21 protein-coding genes and 1 pseudogene are annotated in these 21,517 nt (G+C 53.2%); 9 read left to right on the forward strand and 13 right to left on the reverse strand.

Annotated features, from left to right (window positions below; translation table 11 throughout):
* Positions 1 to 4 precede the first annotated feature (4 nt).
* Positions 5 to 985 (reverse strand): NAD(P)-dependent oxidoreductase, encoded by a 981-nt coding sequence (locus JRI46_00195; protein MBW2038011.1) that lies wholly within the window; start codon positions 983 to 985, stop codon positions 5 to 7.
* A gap of 359 nt (positions 986 to 1,344) precedes the next feature.
* Here JRI46_00195 and JRI46_00200 point away from each other — a divergent pair, with 359 nt between their 5' ends.
* Positions 1,345 to 1,917 carry an HD domain-containing protein gene (locus JRI46_00200; protein ID MBW2038012.1) on the forward strand — a complete coding sequence of 191 codons (573 nt, stop codon included), beginning with the start codon at positions 1,345 to 1,347 and terminating at the stop codon, positions 1,915 to 1,917.
* Complete coding sequence (locus JRI46_00205) at positions 1,899 to 2,546, forward strand: serine/threonine protein phosphatase (GenBank protein ID MBW2038013.1); 648 nt, start codon at positions 1,899 to 1,901, stop codon at positions 2,544 to 2,546. The genes JRI46_00200 and JRI46_00205 overlap by 19 nt, the downstream gene beginning before the upstream one ends.
* A gap of 15 nt (positions 2,547 to 2,561) precedes the next feature.
* Here JRI46_00205 and JRI46_00210 read toward each other — a convergent pair whose 3' ends face one another.
* The 5 genes from JRI46_00210 to JRI46_00230 form a co-directional block, all read right to left on the reverse strand.
* Positions 2,562 to 3,629, reverse strand: a complete 1,068-nt coding sequence (locus JRI46_00210) for an AI-2E family transporter (protein MBW2038014.1) — start codon at positions 3,627 to 3,629, stop codon at positions 2,562 to 2,564.
* 8 nt (positions 3,630 to 3,637) lie between these two features.
* On the reverse strand, positions 3,638 to 4,699 hold the full coding sequence (locus JRI46_00215; protein ID MBW2038015.1) for a hypothetical protein: 1,062 nt from the start codon (positions 4,697 to 4,699) through the stop codon (positions 3,638 to 3,640).
* 1 nt (position 4,700) lies between these two features.
* The gene (locus JRI46_00220; GenBank protein MBW2038016.1) at positions 4,701 to 5,468 is read right to left on the reverse strand and encodes a formyl transferase; all 768 of its coding nucleotides are present in this window, start codon (positions 5,466 to 5,468) and stop codon (positions 4,701 to 4,703) included.
* Positions 5,469 to 5,473: 5 nt separating this feature from the next.
* Positions 5,474 to 6,445 (reverse strand): carbohydrate kinase family protein, encoded by a 972-nt coding sequence (locus tag JRI46_00225; protein ID MBW2038017.1) that lies wholly within the window; start codon positions 6,443 to 6,445, stop codon positions 5,474 to 5,476.
* A gap of 364 nt (positions 6,446 to 6,809) precedes the next feature.
* The gene (locus tag JRI46_00230) at positions 6,810 to 8,114 is read right to left on the reverse strand and encodes an MFS transporter (protein MBW2038018.1); all 1,305 of its coding nucleotides are present in this window, start codon (positions 8,112 to 8,114) and stop codon (positions 6,810 to 6,812) included.
* A gap of 232 nt (positions 8,115 to 8,346) precedes the next feature.
* Between JRI46_00230 and hisI the strand changes: the two genes are divergently transcribed.
* Positions 8,347 to 8,721: a phosphoribosyl-AMP cyclohydrolase gene (gene hisI / locus JRI46_00235; protein ID MBW2038019.1), complete on the forward strand. Its 375-nt coding sequence runs from the start codon at positions 8,347 to 8,349 to the stop codon at positions 8,719 to 8,721.
* The gene (locus JRI46_00240) at positions 8,718 to 9,590 is read left to right on the forward strand and encodes an ATP phosphoribosyltransferase (protein ID MBW2038020.1); all 873 of its coding nucleotides are present in this window, start codon (positions 8,718 to 8,720) and stop codon (positions 9,588 to 9,590) included. The genes hisI and JRI46_00240 overlap by 4 nt, the downstream gene beginning before the upstream one ends.
* Here the strand turns inward: JRI46_00240 and JRI46_00245 are convergent.
* From JRI46_00245 to JRI46_00260, 4 genes are all read right to left on the reverse strand, one after another.
* Positions 9,587 to 10,996 carry a DegQ family serine endoprotease gene (locus JRI46_00245; GenBank protein ID MBW2038021.1) on the reverse strand — a complete coding sequence of 470 codons (1,410 nt, stop codon included), beginning with the start codon at positions 10,994 to 10,996 and terminating at the stop codon, positions 9,587 to 9,589. The genes JRI46_00240 and JRI46_00245 overlap by 4 nt on opposite strands.
* Positions 10,997 to 11,062: 66 nt before the next feature.
* Entirely contained in the window at positions 11,063 to 11,299 is a 237-nt protein-coding gene (locus JRI46_00250; GenBank protein ID MBW2038022.1) for a hypothetical protein, read from the reverse strand.
* Between the two features lie 78 nt (positions 11,300 to 11,377).
* Positions 11,378 to 12,793, reverse strand: coding sequence for a heavy metal sensor histidine kinase (locus JRI46_00255; GenBank protein ID MBW2038023.1), 1,416 nt, complete (start codon positions 12,791 to 12,793; stop codon positions 11,378 to 11,380).
* 6 nt (positions 12,794 to 12,799) lie between these two features.
* Entirely contained in the window at positions 12,800 to 13,468 is a 669-nt protein-coding gene (locus JRI46_00260) for a response regulator transcription factor (GenBank protein ID MBW2038024.1), read from the reverse strand.
* A 199-nt stretch (positions 13,469 to 13,667) separates the two neighbouring features.
* On the opposite strand from JRI46_00260, the gene JRI46_00265 reads away from it, so the two are divergent.
* The 5 genes from JRI46_00265 to JRI46_00285 are packed head-to-tail and all read left to right on the forward strand — an operon-like array spanning position 13,668 to position 19,924.
* Entirely contained in the window at positions 13,668 to 14,867 is a 1,200-nt protein-coding gene (locus JRI46_00265; GenBank protein MBW2038025.1) for an acyl-CoA dehydrogenase family protein, read from the forward strand.
* Complete coding sequence (locus tag JRI46_00270) at positions 14,860 to 15,111, forward strand: hypothetical protein (protein ID MBW2038026.1); 252 nt, start codon at positions 14,860 to 14,862, stop codon at positions 15,109 to 15,111. The genes JRI46_00265 and JRI46_00270 overlap by 8 nt, the downstream gene beginning before the upstream one ends.
* Complete coding sequence (locus JRI46_00275; GenBank protein ID MBW2038027.1) at positions 15,089 to 17,002, forward strand: aldehyde ferredoxin oxidoreductase family protein; 1,914 nt, start codon at positions 15,089 to 15,091, stop codon at positions 17,000 to 17,002. The genes JRI46_00270 and JRI46_00275 overlap by 23 nt, the downstream gene beginning before the upstream one ends.
* Positions 16,989 to 17,474 carry a hypothetical protein gene (locus JRI46_00280; protein ID MBW2038028.1) on the forward strand — a complete coding sequence of 162 codons (486 nt, stop codon included), beginning with the start codon at positions 16,989 to 16,991 and terminating at the stop codon, positions 17,472 to 17,474. The genes JRI46_00275 and JRI46_00280 overlap by 14 nt, the downstream gene beginning before the upstream one ends.
* Complete coding sequence (locus JRI46_00285; protein ID MBW2038029.1) at positions 17,474 to 19,924, forward strand: DNA internalization-related competence protein ComEC/Rec2; 2,451 nt, start codon at positions 17,474 to 17,476, stop codon at positions 19,922 to 19,924. The genes JRI46_00280 and JRI46_00285 overlap by 1 nt, the downstream gene beginning before the upstream one ends.
* Here JRI46_00285 and JRI46_00290 read toward each other — a convergent pair.
* The 3 genes and pseudogenes from JRI46_00290 to JRI46_00300 form a co-directional block, all read right to left on the reverse strand.
* Positions 19,919 to 20,401: a DUF1285 domain-containing protein gene (locus JRI46_00290; protein ID MBW2038030.1), complete on the reverse strand. Its 483-nt coding sequence runs from the start codon at positions 20,399 to 20,401 to the stop codon at positions 19,919 to 19,921. The two genes, JRI46_00285 and JRI46_00290, sit on opposite strands and share 6 nt — an antisense overlap.
* A 161-nt stretch (positions 20,402 to 20,562) precedes the next feature.
* Positions 20,563 to 20,955, reverse strand: a pseudogene (locus tag JRI46_00295) (DUF5615 family PIN-like protein).
* Positions 20,952 to 21,182, reverse strand: coding sequence for a DUF433 domain-containing protein (locus tag JRI46_00300; protein MBW2038031.1), 231 nt, complete (start codon positions 21,180 to 21,182; stop codon positions 20,952 to 20,954). Before JRI46_00300 ends, JRI46_00295 begins: the two are co-directional and overlap by 4 nt.
* Between the last annotated feature and the right edge of the window lie 335 nt (positions 21,183 to 21,517).

A 21,517-nucleotide genomic window follows, 5' to 3' on the forward strand; every position in this document is an offset into this window, starting at 1 on the left:
CCCCTCATAGCCACCCTTTCTCTTTATACCACTGGAGGGTAACCTTCACCCCTGCCTCCAGGCGAAAGCGAGGGCGATACCCCAGCTTTTTCCTCGCCTTGGTTATATCACAGACCCAATTTCGTTGGATGGCTTCAGCATATTTGCTCCGATTAAAGGGAGCTGCCCTGCCCCTAAAAAATCCCAAGCCCTCTGCTCCCAGGGCATAGAGCCAAGCGGCCCACACCGGAACGTAGATCTTTCTCGACCTGATGTTTAAGGCAAAAGATACCACATCTGAGAAAAAATCCAAAGAATATTTTTCCCCATCTGAGATAAAAAAGACCTCTCCTGAGGGATGATCCCGTGTGATGGCCAAGATCAAGGCGGAGATCAGGTCGTCTACATAACAGAGGCTCAAAAATACCGGTCCTCTCCCGATAAAGGGGATAAAACCCTTGGTGACCATCCTAAAGTATTCGTACATATATTCATCCCTGGGGCCATAAATGGAACAAGGGCGCAGCACCGTTACCGGGATTTCATCTTGGCAACTCAGGACCACCTCCTCCCCCTTTAATTTGCTCTCCCCATAAGGTGAAACAGGGGAAGGGAGGTCCTCTTCCCTGAGCGCCCTCTCCGGTGAGGAGGGGCCTGCAGCAGCCTGGCTGGAGAGATAGACAAAGCGTTTTACCCCTCCAGCCCTCCTTGCCACAGCCATTAACTTCTCTGTACCCCCCTGGTTCATTCGGTAAAAATCTTCCCTGCGCAGGGCCTTGGTGATCCCGGCCAGGTGAAAGATATAGGAAAATCTCTCGAGAGGGGGGAGATCTCCCCCCTCAAGGATGTCTCCGTAAATGAATTCTACCTTTTTACCCCTCAACCAGCGCAGATCACTGCTGGTGCGTATTAAGGCCGCTACCTCGTACCCCTTCCATAGGAGCTCCTCCACGAGATGACTCCCGATAAACCCCGTGGCCCCGGTGACCAGAACCCTCTCCCCCACAGCTTATCTCCCCTGATCCGAAGTGTAGGTCCTTATACCACGACCCAGGGGAAAAGACAATTACCTGAAATCCCTCTCAAATTGGGGCTCAAACAATACTAAGTTGACAAAATCCAGGGGTGGTATATCTTAAAAGGGGAAATTCTTACTGCGAAACTCATTCACGGTAAAATTGATCCTGTAAGCCGTTTCGGCCTTGATATATTTTTATACTTACTTCAGTGGGCTAGGGGTCAAGGGTTCCGGGATTCAAAATATATTTTTACTAGACCCCTCGAATCCTAGAGTCCTTGAATCCTGTATCTTACATAGGCTGAAGTGAGGGCAAACCCACATGAGGGTTTGAGTAAGGAGGGCAAGTGAAGAGGATAGCGGATCTCCTCTTTGAAGTGGGGATGCTGAAGAGGACCCCACGAACTGGTTACCACTTTTTGGGCACTGGAGAGGAGTCAGTAGCCGAACACTTATTTAGGACCGCCTTTATCGGATATGTGCTGGCCCAGTTGGAGGAGGGAGTTGACACCTTTAAGGTGGTAAAGATGTGCCTCTTCCACGACCTCCCTGAGGCCAGGACAGGGGACCAGAACTACGTCTATAAGAAGTATGTCCAGGTGGATGAAGAGAGGGCGGCCGAGGATCTGACCGTAGGACTTCCCTTTGCCGAGGAGATCAAAGGTCTGATCGCGGAGTTCAACGCCCAACAGACGCAGGAGGCCCTTCTATCCAACGACGCCGACCAACTGGAGCTGCTGCTGCAACTCAAAGAGCACAAGGACTTGGGCAGCCGATATGCGGACGAATGGCTCCGTTATAACGCCAAGAGGTTAAAGACGGAGGTGGGCAGAAGGTTAGCTGAGGCCATCCTACAGACCGATTTCTCCGCTTGGTGGTTCAAGAAGGAGGATGAGGATTGGTGGGTGAAAGGGAGGTAAAGAAGGTCTTCGCCATTGGGGACATCCACGGTTGTCTCTCCCACCTGGAGAGGTTGGTGGAGGAGATTAGGCCTTTGCTGAACCCGCGGGAGGATACCCTGGTCTTTATGGGGGATTACATCGACCGTGGACCCGACTCCAAGGGGGTAGTAGACTTCATTCTCCAGATAAAGAAAGAGGTCAGCGAGGTGGTATGTCTCAAGGGGAATCACGAGGACATGTTCCTCGATTGGGTCCTCAATGGGAAGAACTACGACCTCTATCTCTATAATGGAGGTGGCTCTACCATCAGGAGTTATTCTCAAGGGGGAAACTTCCATATCCCCCCAGAGCATCTCGACTTCTTTACCTCGCTGCGCCTGTATTACGAGACGGATAGATACATCTTCGTCCACGCGGGGCTCAGGGCAGGGGTTCCGCTGGAAGAACAGGACCCCTATGAGTTGGTTTGGATCAGGGAGGAGTTCATCTACTCCCCCCACAACTTTGGTAAGTTGGTGATCTTCGGACACACCCCCCTGCAGAGGGTATTGGTGGCCCCCAATAAGATCGGCATAGATACTGGGATTGTCTACGGGGGGAAACTCACCTGCCTGGAACTCCCCGCCCAGAGATTCTATAGCGTTTGATCATGTGATTTTTCGTTAGGCTTCAGTTTTATCGGTGGCAGAGGTGTAGATATCTATTATGGCCAGACAGATGGTGATGACCAGGGGCCCCGCAACAAACCCCAAGAAGCCGAAGACCTTCAGCCCACCTAAGATGCCGAAAAAGAGCAAAAGGGTGTGGACTTGGGTCCTTCCGCTGATGAGGAGGGGGCGGAGGAAGTTGTCCGATAGGCTCACCAGAATCGCACCCCAACCGAAGAGGATCAATGCCTTGATGTAGGACCCCTGGACGAAGAGGATCACGGCGGCAGGGACCCAGACCAAGAAGGAACCCACAACGGGGAGAAAGGAGAGGAAGGTCATCACCGCCCCCCAAAAGAGAGGGGCAGGGAGTCCTAAGATCCAAAAACCCAACCCCCCTAACCCCCCCTGAACCAGGGCCACCACAATCCCTCCATAAATAGTAGCCTGGATCATCTCGACCATCCTCCTCAGGATATTCTCCTTCTCTTTGGAGGAAAAGGGAATAAGGGCCTTTATCTTTTCCATAACCTTCTCACCATCCCTGAAGAGAAAGAAGAGCGCTAGGGACATCAGGAAGAATTGAAAGATAACGGTGGAGAGCCTCTTGATGAACTTGGAGGTCTGGCCGGCTGCATAAAGGCTCAGCTTTTTCAGATTATCCAGCAGGAGCGTATTGAGGTTTACTTGGGAGAGATCAAAATTGCGATCCAGCACCTCCCAAATCCTTTGAAAGAGGCTCAATTTCTTCAAACCCTCTAGAAACGCTATATGCCTTCCTTCTTTGACGAGCTGTTCACAGTAATTGTATACGTCTATCAGTTCATTGGCGATGAGGTTAAGCAGGAAACCCGAGGGGATAATGATGACGACGATGACTACGATGGTCATCGCTATGGCGGCCAATCCCCGCCGATGGTGGAAGGCGTTGTTAACCACCTTAAAGAGGGGGTAAAAGATGATAGTGAGGATAACGGCCCAAGCTAGGGTTGAGAGATAAGGGGACAGTATGCGGTAAAAGAGATAAAAGGCAAGGATGACAAGTGCTAGGAATAACAGGTTAAACAAGGATTCTTTCTTCATGATACCCCTTATCCAAGGGACCCTATACGTATCCCCCTCACCTGGTGACGAATGCGCTGGCTCTTTTCCGTCCAGAGGGTCTGATTCTCGGGGGTAATCTCCCCTACTTCGGCACCCAATAAGTGGATCAACATTCTTTCCTCTACCCCAGCAGAGCGCAATGTTTCCTCGCCCCACCGGGCTAGTATGGACAGTACCGAACCCGTTCCCCTTTCAGCGAAAAGTTGTGCCAAGATGGAGATAATCCCCGTATCCTGCCCCAGGCAGGCCACCTGTGCCCCCTGGATGGCATAGGAGTTTCCATTAAAGGAAACGGCCAATCCCCCCTTTTCCCTTACCAACTTTAGGGCTTGGAGGTCGGTGATGCTATCCCCCACATACAAAACCTCAGATAGGTCACTCCCGGTCCTGTGCAAAACATCCTTCAAGGCAGCGGCCTTGCCCTCTCCACCTATCGGGTCCACCTCCTCCAAGACCCTCCCAATCCTCATACCGGCCATCTCATTCCAGAAGATCTGGTTGAGCCGCTGAACGGCATCCCTCCCCTGTGGAGGAAGCTCAGCAGGTCCCTTAGCCCCCTCCCACCATTCGATCATCGGCATTTGGACAATCTCCTCTGCCACATTTCGCAGATAACCCTCCTCCTCTGGAGGTAGAGGGTAGCGGTCGAGCTCTAGTTTGGTACAATATGCCTCCTGGAGAGGGAAATCGATGACCTCACAGAGGGCCCTGATATAAGGCGCGTAGCTGGTGCTGATGATAAAAACAGGCATCCTCCCCTTGATAAATTTTAGGGTTTCCTCAGCACCGGGCATCAGGAGGATGTGATCCCGGGAATATTCCTCTATCTTTTTGTCCGTTGCGCCGAAGGCCTTGAGAAAGGGGAGGATGAGACGCAGGGTGTCGCCGGCCTTGTATCCAGGCCTCTTCTCCACATAGGCCAAATAGTCGTCGTACTTGCTCAACAATGAGAAGAATTCCTCTCCCTGGGGGATAAAATGGGCGGCGAGTTCCATGGCATTGTCATTCTTGGAGATCGGGCCTTCGCAGTCTGTGACAAAGATCCTCATCTCAAACCCTCAGGTACTCCTCCACCTCATGCGTCAGGGAGAGGCCATTCACCTTCTCCCCCCTGTTGTCCAGGATCTTCCCCTCTTTTATCCTTATTTTTCCTTCGGCCAAGGCCTTCAGGGTGAGGACGATCAGCGGGATCTCCCGGCGCACTCCCTCCTGACGGATCCGCCAGAAGAGGTCCCCCCTTTCCGAAGGACCTCCCCCCCAGAGGGGGGCAAATGCACCCCCCTGGATGGGAAAGGTGCAATAAGTGACTACAGGTCCCCTGTCCAGTTCTTCGGTGACCAGATGCATCATCACCCCTGTAGACTGCGCCCCCTGCCGAATCAACTCCTCGATCACCTCCTCCCATGTTCCTGTGGGTCCGCCGGGCAGGGCGGGGTGGAGGTTAATCATGGAATGGCTGCGGCACATCTGAGGGCTCACGATCAGCATGTAGCCGGCCAGGACGATAAGGTCATGGGGATAGGGGGCTATCCTCTCCATCACTTCCTGATGGTATTCGGTACGCCATCCTTCCAAATTCCTCTGGCGAAGATCGGGCCGAAAGCGGTGTGATGAAAAGGTGACCGCCTTCAAACCCAGTTCCTCGGTGAGATCTAAAAAGAGATCGCTCTGTTCTCCCTCCCCCCTTTCACGGTCGCAGAAGACATAGGATATCTCCCCCGGGATGAGGCCTTCGCCGATCTTCTCCCAGACCACCTGTAGTAGTTGCCTCGCTGGCTCATCCCTTCCCGTGGAGAACCAAGCGAAACGAAATGGCATCTTTATCACCTCTGGATGGCCTTCAGATCCCCTGCATCCGGATACCGCTTCCTCCCATAATCGCCGAGGCTCTTGGCCGCCACCTGATGGGCAAAGGCCAAACAATCATTCAGCGGTCTCCCCAGAAGCAGACCGGCCAGGAAACCGGCATTGTAGACATCCCCTGCCCCGGTGTTATCGACCACCTCTGCCTCCCCCTGGGGATGGAATTCCATCCCCCTTTCTTTGGAGGACAGGTATGCCCCCTCCTCTCCCATCTTACAGACCACCACCTCAGGCCCCAGGGAGAGGATCTCTTTGCATCCAGCCCTATAATCATCCTTGCCGGTGAGGGTGAGGATCTCATGGGCAGTCGCGAAGAGGATGGATGACCTCTGAATGAGGGGTAGGACCTCCTTCAGGCCCCTTCGGGCATAAAACTCCCCTGGATCCATACTCACCCTTACACCAGTTGGGAGGGACTTCATGAGCTGTTTGCTGGCCTCCAGGGGACCCTCTCCCACAAAGGAGCTCAGATGAAGATAACGGGTGGAAGATAAGTAGGGGAGATCCATATCCTCATAACGTAACGAGTCGTTGACATGGGGTTGTACCAACAGGGCCCGATCCCTCTGGCGATCCAATACCGCCAGGCAGATGCCGCTTTTACCTCCCCTTTTCACCTGCGACAGGTCCGCCCTCTCCATCTCTTGGAGGATGAACGCCCCCTCTTCATCGGCGCCCACCCTACCCACAAACCCTGTCTTAAATCCCATCCTGGCTAGGGCCACAACAGTATTGGCCGCTGACCCCCCTGCGCTCCTAAATCTCAAGGTCCCCACCTGCGACACCCTCCCCAAGAACTTTGTGAACTCCATTGGGGGCAAAGAGGTCTCCCCCCCTGCACAGAAGGGACCCCCCTCTTGCAGGACCTTTAGGTCCTCGACCTCGTACAGGAGGTCCAGGTTCAGGGCACCAATCCCTACCACATCCTTCATCTTCACCGTGAAAGTACCACGGTATGAAGTTAAGCTCAAGGGTATTCTTGCCTTAAATGATATTTTGGCCTTACTTCAGGGGGCAAGGCCCCCTGAAACCCCCTAATAAGGCAGGATTCTAGGAACCTAGGGGTCTTGGGTTCTAGTGAATGACAATCCCTTGACCCCTTGAACCCTCGAATCCTTGAAACCTGTATTTTACAGGGGTAGGGATAAATACAAACCATCATGGGGGCTTGGGATACAACAAATTGGAATAAATGACAAGAATTATTTTGCGGCCAAAGCCAAAAAAGGGACGAGGCACTCCGGAGGCGGTCTTGATATGCAACGATATTTGCTCTATCTCCCTTGACTGGCGGTCCTATTCAATAACTACTGTCCTGGCTGCCTCCTTTCCCCGGTCCACGTCTACTGTTATCAAGATCATTAAGCCTACGAGGAAGAACACAATCAGGCCCAATATGGAATTCCGAATAGACCCCGTGATATTGGCCACCAATCCGAAGATGAGAGGGCCGAAGATGGAGGTAAACTTATTGGCTATAGCAAAGAAGCCAAAAAACTCAGCCGAATGACGGACGGGAAAGAGGCTGCTATAGAGGGAGCGGCTGATGGCCTGACTTCCTCCCTGAACCAACCCCACTAGAAACCCCAGTATCCAGAACTCCAAGGGTTTGGTCATGAAATACCCATAGATGACTACCACGCAGTAGACGATCAGACAGATGTAAATAGTCCTCTTCTCCCCGACCCACTGGGCAAATTTCCCCATGAAAAGGGAGGAGGGGACCCCGATTATCTGAACCATCAGCAGACATCCGATCAAAGTCAAGGTGTCAAAGCCCAATTCCTCCCTGCCGAAGATGGCAGCCATGACAATCACCGTCTGAATGCCGTCGTTGTAGATGAGGAAACTGATGAGGAATTTCAAGAGTTCTCTAAAATTCTTTATCTTCCGAAAGGTACCTGTCAGGGTCTTGAACCCTCGGCGGACATACCTAACATTCTCAACTACCCTGTTCTTCTTGTCCTTCACATAAAGGAAGGTGGGGATGGCAAAGATCCCCCACCAGATACCCACGGCGAGGAAGCTGAGCCGGGAACCCCAGGCCATATCAGGGATACCGAACCAATCGTGCTTTTGGATCATCAGGAGGTTCAGGGCCAGGAGGAGTCCTCCCCCCAAATACCCATAGGCAAACCCCTTCCCAGAGACATATTCCCGCTCCCCTTCAGCGGCAATCTCCGGTAAAAAACTATTGTAGAAGACATTCCCACCGGCAAAGCCGATATTGGCCATAATGAAGAAGATGGAGGCCCGTAGGTAATTCCCGTAACCCACCGTGACCAGAAGTGCAGTGAATAGGGCCCCCAGATAACAGTAGAAGATGAGAAATTTCCTCTTGGTCTGGGAGTAGTCGGCGATGGCCCCCAGGATCGGAGAGCTCACCGCCACGAGGGCCGTGGCAATGGTAACACTATAGCTCCACAAGGGGGTGGCGAAGGTATGGAACTTGAACCCTAGGATGTTGATATCCACTCCCCCCTCAGGGACAATAGAGACAAAGTAGATGGGAAGTACCGCTGCCAGGATGGTCGTGGCAAAGGCAGAGTTTGCCCAGTCATATATACACCAGCCGAATATGGTCTTCTCTTTAGGTTCCATAGCTTGCCTACCAAAAGGCCAACTGGGACATATTTTTTAACCTTCTCCTTTTGCACAACTTTTACCGTGAAAATATCACGGCAAGAGGAGACGTTCAAGGATGTTTCAGCTCCCACGCTGTCTTCGGCCTCACTTCAGGGTACAGGGCCCCCAGAGGGACAGATCGAATATCTGTCGGGGGTGGTTGATATAACTGACTAAATATGTTAAAGAAGTAAATAGGAGACAGGAGATGCTAGAGCTTAATTTCGGGAAGTTGGGTGGTTTGGTCCCGGTGGTAGTACAGGACTACACCTCAGGGGAGGTCTTGATGGTGGCCTTCATGAACAGCCAGGCCTGGGACCAGACCCTGAGGACCCGCCAGGCCACCTATTGGAGTAGGTCGAGGAACCAACTATGGGTCAAGGGGGAAACCTCGGGGAACTTTCAGGAGGTGAAGGAGATCTATGTGGACTGTGATGAGGATACCGTCCTTCTAAAGGTAATCCAGAGGGGAGGAGCCGCCTGCCATACGGGCCACCGGAGCTGTTTCTATCGGAAGCTGGAGGGAGGCAAGCTGAAAGAGGTGGGTGAGAAGGTGTTCGATCCGGAGGAGGTATACCGGTGAAGCTATTGAAGCTAGGGATACCCACGGGGAGTCTGGAGAAGGCTACTATCGAGCTCTTTCGCCGTTCAGGTTGGAAGATCACACTGAGTTCCAGGAGTTACTTTCCCACTATTGACGACCCTGAGATTCGGTGCACCTTGGTGCGGGCCCAGGAGATGTCCCGTTTTGTGGAGATTGGAACCCTGGATGTGGGCCTCACCGGCAAGGATTGGATCTTGGAGAACGAATCAGATGTGGTGGTGGTGCAGGATCTGGTCTATTCCAAGGCCACCCAGCGGCCCGCGCGATGGGTGTTGGTGGTAGCGGAGACCTCCCCTGTCAAGCGGATTGAGGACCTCAAAGGGAAAAAGGTTTTCACCGAGGTGGTGAACTTTACCCGAAGGTACTTCGCCGAAAAGGGTATCAAGGCAGATGTGGAGTTCTCCTGGGGGGCAACAGAGGCCAAGGTGGTGGAAGGGCTGGCCGACGCCATCGTGGAGGTGACGGAGACCGGAAGCACCATCAGGGCCAATGGCCTCAGGATTGTAGAGGAATTAATGACTACTTATCCCCAACTCATCGCCAATAGAGAGGCCTGGGGGGACCCCTGGAAAAGGGAGAAGATAGAACAGATTGCCAGGCTTCTGAAGGGGGCTTTGGACGCCGAGGGGATGGTTGGCCTGAAGATGAACGTCCCCAAGGAGAAACTTGGAGAAGTAATGGCGGTCCTGCCCAGTATCACCGCCCCCACTGTGGCAAATCTATATCATCAGGATTGGGTCTCGGTGGAGACGGTTATGTCTGAAAAAGAGGCTCGGGATCTCATTCCACAACTGCTCAAAAAGGGGGCGGTGGGGATTATAGAGTACCCCCTGAATAAGGTCATCTAGCCCTTTTTCTTCAAGACCACAAAGAAGGTATGATAGTTATGCGCCTTCATCCTCACGGTGAGCAAGAGGGTCCTCTTCTTTTTGTAACGCCCTATATACTTTCGGTACTCACCCAGATCCCTGATCCTGTGGTGTTCCACCTCGATGATCACATCCCCACCTCTTAACCCGGCCTCCTGGGTAGGTGAACCTGGCTCCACCTCAGTGATCACCACCCCTTCATCGTCGGGAAGCCCCAAATGGGCGGCCAGTTCAGGGGTGACATCTTGGACCTTCAGACCCCACCGATCTATCTCCTCAGGCTTGGTGGCGGCGACCTGCTTTTCTTTTAGCTCACCGATGGTGAGCGACAAGGTCTTGTGCTTTCCTTTTCGCAAGACAACGATCTTTACCTTCTTGCCTATAGGGGTCCTGCCCACCATCTTGGTGAACTGATATCTATCTTTCACCTCTTTTCCGTCATACTCCAGGACGACATCAGCCTTCTTGAGCCCCCCCTTCTCGGCAGGGGTGTCCGGGATCACCTCGGAGATCAACGCCCCTCTGGGTTCCTTTAAACCGAAGGAGTGCGCCAGTTCAGGGGTCAGGTCCTGTATATAGACCCCGAGATAACCATAGACCACCCGTCCCTTTTTGAGCTGGGGCAGCAGCCTCGTGGCCATATTGATGGGTATGGCAAACCCTATCCCTTGCCCCCCAGCTACAATGGCGGTATTTATCCCCACCACCTCCCCCTTGAGATTAAAGAGAGGCCCGCCACTGTTGCCAGGGTTGATGGAGGCGTCGGTCTGGAGAAAGTCGTCATAAGGGCCGGCCCCGATCACCCTCCCCTTGGCGCTGATGATCCCGGCAGTGACGGTCTGCTCCAGACCGAAGGGGTTCCCGATGGCGATGACCCACTCCCCCACCTCCAGCCTGTCCGAATCACCCAAGCGGGCCACAGGGAGGTCTCCATCGGCCTCGATCTTGATCAGGGCCAGGTCCGTCTTGGGGTCTTTCCCTATTACCTGGGCGTCATATATCTTTTTGTCCGAGAGTTTGACCTTAATCTCCTCCGCCTTCTCTACCACGTGATGGTTGGTGAGGATATATCCCTCCTTATCGATGATGAAGCCCGAGCCCAGGCTCTTCTGTCTGAACTCCCTCGGATATCTATCTCCGAAGAACCTCTTAAAGAACTCATCCCCGAAGAAATCGTGGAAGTCCCTAAAACCTCTAAAGAAATCATCTAAAGGACTTTTCACCAACTTGGTGGTGCTGATGTTGACCACGGTGGGCTTCAGCTCCTTGGCCAAGTTGGCCAAAGAGGGCAGTTGGGTGATTTCCTTACCAGGGGAAAGAGAGGGGAAGATGATTAGAGAAACAATCAAAGATACAATGAGCGTTATCCTGGGAGAATACCTCATAACCTTGCTCCTTTTATATTAATTTTATTTGATAGATTAATGAAGGAAGTAAGGGGTGAAAAGAGGTTAATGACGGTTTAGGTAGGGGTCCCTTTCCTCTCTCCTCTTGCCTTTGATATATTCCTTCCAGGAGACCTCCTTGATAAGCTTGATACCTCCGGCGAACTCCCTCTTCTTCAAGCGAGGGATACGGAGTACATTGGCAAGGACGCTGAAGATGTCATCCCCCTCAAAATACCTCACCATCTCGTAACTCTTTCCTGCCCCAACATGACCTCCTTCCATCACAAACTTGAAAAACATCTTCTTCCTCGGTCTATCTTTTTGCCTCTATTGTAACCAAGGAAGATTAAAAATCGATTAAAGAAAGATTAAATCTTTTTAATCTTTCAAGGGGATGGTTACCGTGAAGGTGCTCCCCTTTCCCAGCTCGCTCTCCGCCGCAATCTGGCCCTGATGGGATTGGGCAATCCACTTGCAAATGCTCAACCCCAACCCTGTCCCACCAGTGTCCCGTGACCTCGCCTTATCCACCCGGAAGAAGCGATCAAAGACCCGTTCTAGATCCTGTTGGTCGATCCCTACCCCTGTGTCGGTGACCTGGATCTTGACCACCCCCTTTTCCCGGTCCCCCTTCACCCTCAACTCTACCTCGCCCCCGGAAGGGGTATATTTTACCCCGTTCTCCACCAAATTCAAGATGAGTTGGCGCAGAAGCAGGGGGTCCCCCTCTACCTGTGTGAAGCCATCGTCCATGCATTGCAGCAAGACACCCCTCTCCTGGGCCAGGAGCTGGAGGTCTTCCCATACCTCCCGGGCCAGGTAAGACAGATCCACCTCCTCCCGCTCCAATTTGAATTCCCCCATGTCCGCCCGGGAGAGGGTGAGCAGGTCCCCTACAATACGGGACATGCGGTCTATCTCCTCCAGGTTGCTGGCCAATATCCGCCGATATTCCCCCAGGTCCCTCTTCTTTTTTAGCCCTACTTCCACCTCCCCCCTGAGGATGGTCAAAGGGGTCTTGAGCTCATGAGAGGCATCGGCGGTGAAGCGCTTTACCTGGCGAAAAGATTCCTCCAACTTGGCGATCATCTCGTTGAAGGTCGAGGCCAGCCTCCCTATTTCATCATTTACCCTCTTTATCCTTATCCTTTGGCTGAGGTCACCGGAGCCGATCCGGCGGGCGATCTGGGTGATCTCGTCCACTGGTCTTAGGGCCTTATTGGCCAGAAAAAGCCCCCCGACACTGGTGACCAGCAAGGCGGCCGGGAAGGCGATCAGCAGGATGAGGAGGAGTTGATGAAGGGCCTCCTCCACCCCCTCCAGGGAACTACCCACCTGTACAATCCCTACCATCCTCCCGTTCTCTATGATGGGTAAGGTCACTACCCGCAAGGGATACTTTCCCATGACCTTGATGGTCTCAAAGGTCACCCTCCCCCGGGCCGCCTCCTTCAGGGTCTGAACGCTGATGGGGATCTTCACATTCCTCAGGTTGGTCGATCTGTCCCCGACCCTCCCTGATTCGTCCAATACCTGGACAAACCTCCCCAAAGGCCTTATCCCGAAGTGCTCTGTCATGATCCGGTCGATATCGGCGATGTTAGGACCTCCTCCCAGGGGGCTGCGTACAGAGGAGGCAATGACCTCCGCCATGGTCTTTATCTTGTTGTCCAATCCCCTGTGGAGGCTATCGGCCAGGGTAAAATACAAGAATAGACCAAAAGAGGAGAGGATGATCCCCAGGATCACCACATACCAAAGGGTGAGTTTGAATTTTATGGTCTTGAAAAACATACTCCTCTATCCCTTCAATATATAACCCACCCCCCTGATGGTGTGGATCAGTTTGTGTGGGAAGTTCAGATCTATCTTTTTACGCAGGTGATTTACATAGACATCAATGACGTTGGTCATGGGGTCAAAATGATAGTCCCAGACGTGTTCCGAGATCATAGTCCTGGTCACTACCCGGTTGGCATGGCGCATCAGGTATTCTAGGAGGGCATACTCCTTGGCCGTGAACTCGATCTCCTTCCCACCCCTGCTAACCTTGTGGGTCAAGGGATCTAGCGTCAGGTCGGCCACCCTCAGCTCACCCAGGGGCTCCCGTTCCTTCCTCCTGAGCAGGGCCCTCACCCTGGCCAGCAATTCGGCGAAGGCAAAGGGCTTGGTCAGGTAGTCGTCACCGCCAGTATCAAGCCCCCTTACGATATCCTCCACGGAGTCCTTGGCAGTCAACATCAGGATGGGAAGGCTTAACCCATTATCCCTCACCCTCTTCAAGACCTCCAGACCATCTATTTTGGGGAGCATAATGTCCAGGATCACTAGGTCATAATCGTTGACCTCCACCATGTAGAGGGCCTCCTCCCCATCGTAGGCGCAGTCTACGGCATAATACTCCTCCTCCAACCCCTTTTTGATAAAGCTGGCCACCTTCTTCTCGTCCTCTACCACCAAGATGCGCATAAGTAGCTCGTAGCTGAGAGCTTATTGAATTCTTTCAATTCTACCAACTAAGTAGAAAGAGAACCAAATTTTATTATTATGATCATTTACCAAAAATGCAAGGGGTTTTTGCTGGCGGAAAATTTCCTTGCTAACGGGCCCCTTTTTGTGTTATAGACTTTATTTCTATAAGATACAAAACAACGAGGGAAATTGGGCCATGGACGTGGTGAGCTTAGAGATGAAGGAGGAGCGCAATCGCCTGCTCAGGGAATCGGTGAGGAAGATCGCCTCCACTAAGGTGGCCAGGAGGGCGGCAGAGATAGATGCGGCGGGGGTCTTTCCGTGGGATATGGCGGAACTGTTCGCCCAGCAGGGGTTTCTCTCGGTGATGCTTCCGGAGAGCTACGGGGGTATGGACGGGGATATCACCGCCTTCTGCATCATTGCAGAGGAGATTGCCTATGCCTGTGGCTCCAGCTCCTTAATGATCCTGGCCCACTCCGTCGGCCTGATGCCTTTGATGGTGGCCGGCAATGAAGAGCAGAAGAAGAGGTTCTACGAGCGGGTGACGAATGACCATGCCCTGGCCGCTTTTGCCTTAACAGAGCCCGAGGCGGGCTCTGATGCCTCTGCCATCAAGACAACCGCAGTATTGGAAGGGGATTATTACATCTTGAACGGGAGGAAGTGCTTTGTGACCAACGGGGGAGCAGCCGATCTATACGCCGTCTTTGTCACCACCAGACCAGGGGAAAGGACCCGGGGGATTTCAGTCTTCATGGTGGAAAAAGATACCTTTGGTCTCACCATCGGCAAGAGAGAAGACAAATTGGGTATGAGGGGTTCCGATACCACCGACCTCATCTTTGAGAACGCCGTGGTCCCCAAAGAGAACCTCCTGGGAGAGGAGGGAGGTGGATGGGAGATCACCATGATGACCCTCAACCTCTCCCGACCCGCCATCGGTGCCCAGGCAGTGGGAATCGCCCAAGGGGCCTTGGATTTCGCCATTGACTATACCAACAATAGGGTACAATTCGGACAAAAGTTGGCCGACTTCCAAGGGGTACAGTTTATGCTGGCCGACATGGCCATGCAAATCGAGGCCGCCAGGGCCTTGGTTTACAAGGCTTCGGCCTTGCTGAACCAAAAGGTCTACGAGAGGGATCGGATGTCCGCCATCGGGGTGGACAAACTCTCGGCCATGGCCAAGTGTTTTGCCTCCGATGTGGCCATGCGGGCGACCACCGATGCCGTCCAGATCCTGGGCGGCTATGGATATCTCAAGGATTACCCCGTGGAGAGGATGATGCGGGATGCCAAGGTCACCCAGATCTTTGAGGGGAGCAATCAGATCCAAAGGGTGATCATCGCCAGGGACCTCCTGAGAAAATTCTGGGACAGGGACCTTGCCTAAAGAAATCCAGGTCTATCCCGAACTGTGCTGTGGCTGCATGCTCTGCAGCCTGATCTGTTCCGCCCTCCACTATAAATCCTTCTGGCCTGCCAAGGCATATATCACCGTAAAGGAAGACCTACACGAGGCCCATTTCTCCATCAGCATAGATCAGGGGTGCGAGAAGTGTCTGGCCTGTGTTAAGATGTGTCCCACCGGGTCTCTGCAGGAAGAGGGAGAGGATGGCCAGGCTACTCAACATTGACCTCACCTCTAAAAAGGTCTGGTGGGAGGACATCGAGGCCCTGCGTCGAGGCTATATCGGTGGGGTGGGGATCAACGCTCGACTTGCTTACGATCTCATACCCCGAGGGGCCGATTCATTTGGGGCGGAAAACGTCCTCATCTTCGGGGTAGGTCCCTTTGTGGGTACAAACATCCCCACTGCCTGCCGGACAGAGGTCACCGCCAAGTCACCCCTTACCAACCTGCTGGGGACCAGTAGCTCCGGTCTCTATTGGGGGGCGCAGATGAGGTACGCTGGTTTTGACCACATCGCTATCTTCGGCAGATCCCCCTCCCCTGTCTACCTCCTCATAAGGGATGGGGAGGTTCAGATAAAGGATGCATCCCACCTCTGGAGGAAGAGCACATGGGGGACGTTGGAGGCCCTCCGCCAAAGGGAAGGGGAAGGCGTCCAGGTGGCCTCTGTTGGGGAAGGGGGAGAGAAGATGGTGCGTTTTGCCTCCATCCAGAACAACCTCCACCACGCCTGGGGAAGGACAGGGCTGGGTGGGGTCATGGGGAGCAAAATGCTGAAGGCGGTAGTGGTCTGCGGAGAGCACCCCCTGGAGGTCTTTGACCTCCAGGAGACCCTCAGAATGGCCCAAGAGGCGACCAGGAGGATCACCAAGGACGATTCCTTTGGCTACACCAGAAGGTATGGCACAATGGTGGCCGCCGATCCCTATAATAAATTGGGGGCGCTGCCCGGTTACAACTTCACCCAAGGCTCTATAGAGGGTTGGGAGGATACTAGGGGGAGGCGGGCATTCGGCCAGAGGTATAAGGAAAAAGACCTTGCCTGTTTCGCCTGCCCCATCGCCTGCACCCACTGGTCCCGGGTGAAGGAGGGGGAGCACCTCGGCTATCAGTTCCACGGCTTGGAGATCACCTATGACATGGAGTTCGGGGCGAAGTTGGGGATCAAGTCCATCCCCGAGATCGTCCTCTGTGTTGACCTCTGTAGCCAGTACGGTGTGGATGTGGTATCAACTGCCGGAGTCATCTCTTTCTTGATCGAGTGCTACCAAAATGGGTTGGTGGGGAAAGAGGAGATAGGGGGGGAGGTAGGCTGGGGTGATGTCCGAGGAATCCGTCGGCTCATCAAGATGATCGCTCACCGGGAGGGTATTGGGGACTTGCTGGCCGAGGGAGTACGCCGGGCGTCGGCCAAGATAAGGGGGAGTGAAGGATATGCCCTGCACATCAAGGGGGGAGAGATACCGGTGCGTGACCCCAGGGCGAAATGGGATGTATGGTCCCTGGGTTACCTCACCAACGTCAGGGGAGGGGATCACCTCCGTGCCAGGTCCCCTGCCGAATATCTCCCAGGGGGAATCAGAAACCACCTGGAGGAGGAGTTGGGGGTCTCTGAGGAGTTCATTGAGGGAATGGATATCCCCTCAGGGCTCAAGGAGGAGATATTCGGTCAGCCACCACACAAGGTCGATATCCCCAAGATGGCCAAATACGCCGAGGAGCTCATCACCCTGATCAATGCCGCCGGGGTCTGCATCAGGCCACCGGTGCTCAGGACCTTTGGCCCTGAGCTGTTCAGTCAGGGACTGCGCGCAACCCTGGGTCTCGAGTTAAGCCCCGAGGAGGTCTTGCGCGCAGGGGAGAGGATCTGGAACTTGCAGCATCTGTTCAACCTGAGGGAAGGGGAAAAGATAGAAGGATGGACCTTTCCCGACCGTTTCTACCAGCAAGATACAGGAAGGGGGGTCTTGGATCAAGAGAAGGTAAAGGAAACCCTGATGAAGTATTTTATCACCAGGGGATGGGACCCGGAGACGGGTTTCCCCAATGCCGAGAAACTGGAGGAACTGGGGCTCCTGCAGGAAGGAGGACAATTAAGGGATGCAGCTCTATGAGGTGAACTTTCAATCGGTGGTATCCCCCTATCGGGGCGAGCTGATCATCCCCTTTCGTGAGGTCACCGTGCGCAAGCTCCAAAAGGTACCGGGAGAGATCAAGGTAGAGGGGGAGATCAGGTGTTACAGGTTGCGGGAGTTTGTCGCCTCGGCCTTGGGGGAGGCGATATTCTTTACCCGCTTGGGACCCATGGACAGGGAAAGAGGGACCCTTCCTGTAGATGCCCTCATCACCTTCACCTTTATCCTCTTTGAGATAAAGGAGGATGATTTCTTTCAAAAGACCTCCATGGAAGAGTTCGTCATCGATCAGAGCTTCTTGGATCTGGCCACTACCAGTGGGATAAGGCTCGCCCAGTTTGAGGAATTCGACCATTTCCTGGTTCAGCGGGTAGACGAGGAGGCGGTCCCCAGGGTGATCGAGGATCATTATCATCACCTTAAAGAACCTCTCTACTTCCGCGTCTGGTGATGATCCCATCGGGGTGGAAAGGTTTCAACTCCCCCTTCCTCCCCATTAGCCTTGCCCTCATCGCTGGCATCTGGGTGGGCGAATGGGTCCCCACGTCCATCTCCCTTATATCTTTGGGGGTAACCCTCCCCCTGCTCCTTTTCCTCTGCCGCCAGAACAAAAAGATAGCTAAGTTGCTGGCCCTGGCCTCATTGCTCGCCCTGGGGGCCCTCCTAATTCATCTCAGGATGTACCCCACCCTTGTGCCCCATCACATCTTGAAGATCCCCGAAGGGAAGAAAGTGGTGTTGACGGGGACCATCTACAGGCCCCCGCAGAGGAAGGGGGAAAAGATCGTCATCTATCTACTGGTCGAGAGGATCTACGAAGGGAATAAATGTACCCCATCCACAGGAAAGGTGAGGATCACCATCAGAGACCCTGCCTTAAAATTGAGGTATGGTTATCTGGTACGCTTAAAGGCCAAACTCTATCACCCCCGCAACTTCCGTAACCCCGGGTCCTTTGACTATGAGGGGTATCTGCGGCGCCGGGGGGTATTGGTCACAGGATATGTACGGGGTGGAGACCAAGTTCAGATCTTAAGCAAGAAGGGAGGAAACCCTCTTTTGCGCCGGTTCGACCGCTGGCGGGAGGAGATAGAGGCCTTCTTGGACGAAAACACCCTCCCTCCGGGCAGGGGATTGCTTAAGGCGTTGCTCATCGGGGAGCGGGGGGAGATCCCTAAGGAGGTCAGGGAGGCATTCATTGATGCCGGGGCAGTCCACATCCTCGCCATCTCGGGGTTGCACCTGGGCATCATCGTTACCCTGATCTTTTTATCCGCCCAGGGGCTCCTCAAATTATCGGAGCGTGTCCTCCTTCGGTATGACACCAGAAAGGTCGCCGCCCTGGCCACCTTCCCCCCTCTGCTCTGCTATATCCTCATCACAGGTTTCCCCATCTCCACCATCAGGGCGGGGATCGTGGCCTGCTGCTTTCTGGTGGCCATCCTCCTGGACAGATATAGGAATCCCCTCAACACCCTGGCCTTCGCCGCCTTCCTCATCCTCCTCATCTCCCCCACCTCCCTCTGGGATCCATCTTTTCAACTCTCCTTCTCCTCTGTGCTGGGCATCATCCTGCTTATCTCTCCCCTATACCGCCGCCTCTTCCCTCAAGACCCCCTGACCCTTTTGACCCGCGCAAAAGAGGGAAGGCTAAAGAGAGGGATAGCCTTATCTCTGATCGCCTCCTTTGCTGCCATAGTGGTCACCTCCCCCGTGGTGGCCTTCCACTTCCACCGTCTCTCCACCATGGGTCTGGTATCCAATTCAATCATCATCCCCTTGGTGGGGTTGGGGCTTCTCCCCTTGGGGCTCCTCTGCCTCCCCTTTATACCCATATTCCCTTCATTAGGGGCCCTCTTGGCAAAGCTGGCCGCTGAACTATCCCATGGAGGGATAAGGGCGATGGAGTTGATCTCCTCTTTGCCCTTTGCCTCTTTCTACCTGCCGAGCCCCACGGCATGGGAGATGGTTATCTTTTACTCCTTTATCGCCTCCCTCCTTTGGCTCAAGAGGTCTTCCTTCAGGAGGATGGCCGTGGCCCTCATCCTCTTTCTCGTGTTATTTGACCTCTCCTATTGGGGGCTAAAGGGTTATGGGCAAAAGGGGCTTCAGGTAACCTTTCTTGATGTAGGGCAGGGGGACTGCGCCTTGGTAGAATTTCCCCGGGGCAAGAGGATGTTGATCGATGGGGGAGGCCTTTACGGGGATTTCGACGTGGGAGAGAAGGTAGTAGCCCCCTTCCTCTGGGAGAAGCGCATCTTGGGGGTGGATTATCTGGTCCTGACCCATCCCCAACCCGACCACTATAAGGGCCTTATCTTCGTTGCCCAGCACTTCCGGGTACAAGAGTTTTGGCACAACGGGCTGCTGAGCCCTGCCCCTGCCTATCGACAGCTCCTGCAGGTCATAAAGGAAAAAAGGATCAGGATGGTGAGGGCGGAGGACGGATTCTCCAGATCTATAGGGGGGGTCTGGGTGGAAGTTCTCCATCCCCCCATGGGATGGATGCCCGGGGGACCGAGGAAAAGAGGTTGGGTCAACAATAACTCCGTGGTATTGAAAATCTCCTTTGGGGATCATAGCCTGCTGTTCACCGGAGATATAGAAAAAGAGGCGGAGGCAAGGCTGCTGAAGGCCAGCAAGGGGTTACGTGCCCAGTTGATCAAGGTACCCCATCACGGAAGCAAGACATCCAGTACTTACTACTTCGTAAAGGAAGTTTTCCCCCTCTATGCCGTCATCTCCCTGGGTTTCAGAAACCCCTTTCACTTCCCGAGTAGGAGGGTCGTGAGGAGATACAAGGGGTTTGGCTGTCGGGTATTACGGACCGATTTGGACGGGGCGATTATGGCAACGAGCGATGGCAAGAGGTTAGAGGTGAGGAGCTTCAGGGATCTATGAGCCCCTCTTCAGGGGGAACCTCTCCCCATTGAGTAGGAGGAAGTATTCGTCAGCCTCCTCATCGTACTCGGCGTGTTGGGCCACCTGGTAAAAAGGGAGGCGTAAAAATCTGGCAGGGAACCTCCCCTCCTTTACCCGACAATAGGGGACATTTGCCTCGGCGATCCGAAAGGTGTTCAAATCCAGTCTCTCCTGGGTACCATCGTTGAGGCGGATCAAAAAGGCCTCTTCAGCATCCCTGACAAGCTCGGCCCCCTGTACCAGGAATATGGTATCCTCCACCTCCAGGTATTCCCTCTCTCCTTTTATCTTCACGTAATACCCATTTTTGTCGAAGTGGAGGTGTTCATAGAAGAGGGAGAGGATATCCTTCCGGATGATCTCCCTCCCCTGGAAGTACCATTTCCCATCCTTGTCCACCTTGATGGATGAACGCCTAATCCCTTCTTTTTCTTTTAAACCAAAATCTTTCAGCAACGTTACCTTCTCAGTTCAAAACAACTCTTTACTTACCCTCTTCAAAATTATTTCGTCAAGTTATTTTAGAACTAATGTCCCCCTTTTTTTCATGCAAATTCGCGCATCTGCAAGGGGAAGGTTTTCAACAGCGTACCCTTGGGTAGTATAGCTTGACTCAATCACTTTTTTTGTTCTATTTTTTTACCACCGATGGGCAACTGACGAACTCTTATGCGCCTTTGATCAAATACGACGACACATCCTTTCTTGAGAAACTTCTGAATAGACGGTAGGTTTGTTAAAAGAACCTCCACTTGCCCTTGAGGTCTGCGGGGGGTTCCACGACGCAATAAGATCAACGAAGGACTTTCTTTCTAACGCAACGCCAACATCGTGCCAAAATCTGTATCTGCGGAGATAATGATGCGTTTTTCTTTTACAGCCCATGCGAAAACCTCTTCATCGGTGGACTTGTGAAGGTTAACGTCACGCACATGCACCGCATCCAATCCAGCACGATGCAGCTCCTCGGCTACCATGGGAGACAAGGCGTTATCGATCAGAAATTTCATCCATGGACCACCAGAGGAAGCTCGCGCTCGCGCACAGCTTCAGCGGCGTAACGTAAGGCTTCTCGAATATCCTCGGGTTCCAGATCTGGATATAGCTTAATAATCTCTTTTGCACCTATCCCCTCAGCAACTGTATCCACAATCGTAGCCACAGGAATTCGTAAACCACGGATACACGGTACACCTCCCATCTGTAGAGGATCCACAGTAATACGAGTAAACTTCATTATAGTGCACCTCCCCCTAAAATTTTAGCTTTTCGTTACGCTATGAAACTGAAGATGCTTCTATCTAATCAATTTTACATTTTATAGTATCGTAACACCTAACGACTTGCAATAGGATTTATCACACTGGGATGAAAAGCGGGTGGCACTTTTAGAAACTTGTATTGTTGCCTGAAATTCAGGTATCAAGGGGCCTTGCCGATCGTCAAAAGGGGCACGAAGGGGACATCCTATATTGCCTCCTGTCAAGAGAAAAGTGGGAGATAAATAAAACTCATTAATATCAACATGATAGATAACGGCATCAAATTTTTAGCGCACCTCACCTCTCAGTT

It is taken from the genome of Deltaproteobacteria bacterium (assembly GCA_019308925.1).
GTDB lineage: Bacteria > Desulfobacterota > B13-G15 > B13-G15 > RBG-16-54-18 > JAFDHG01.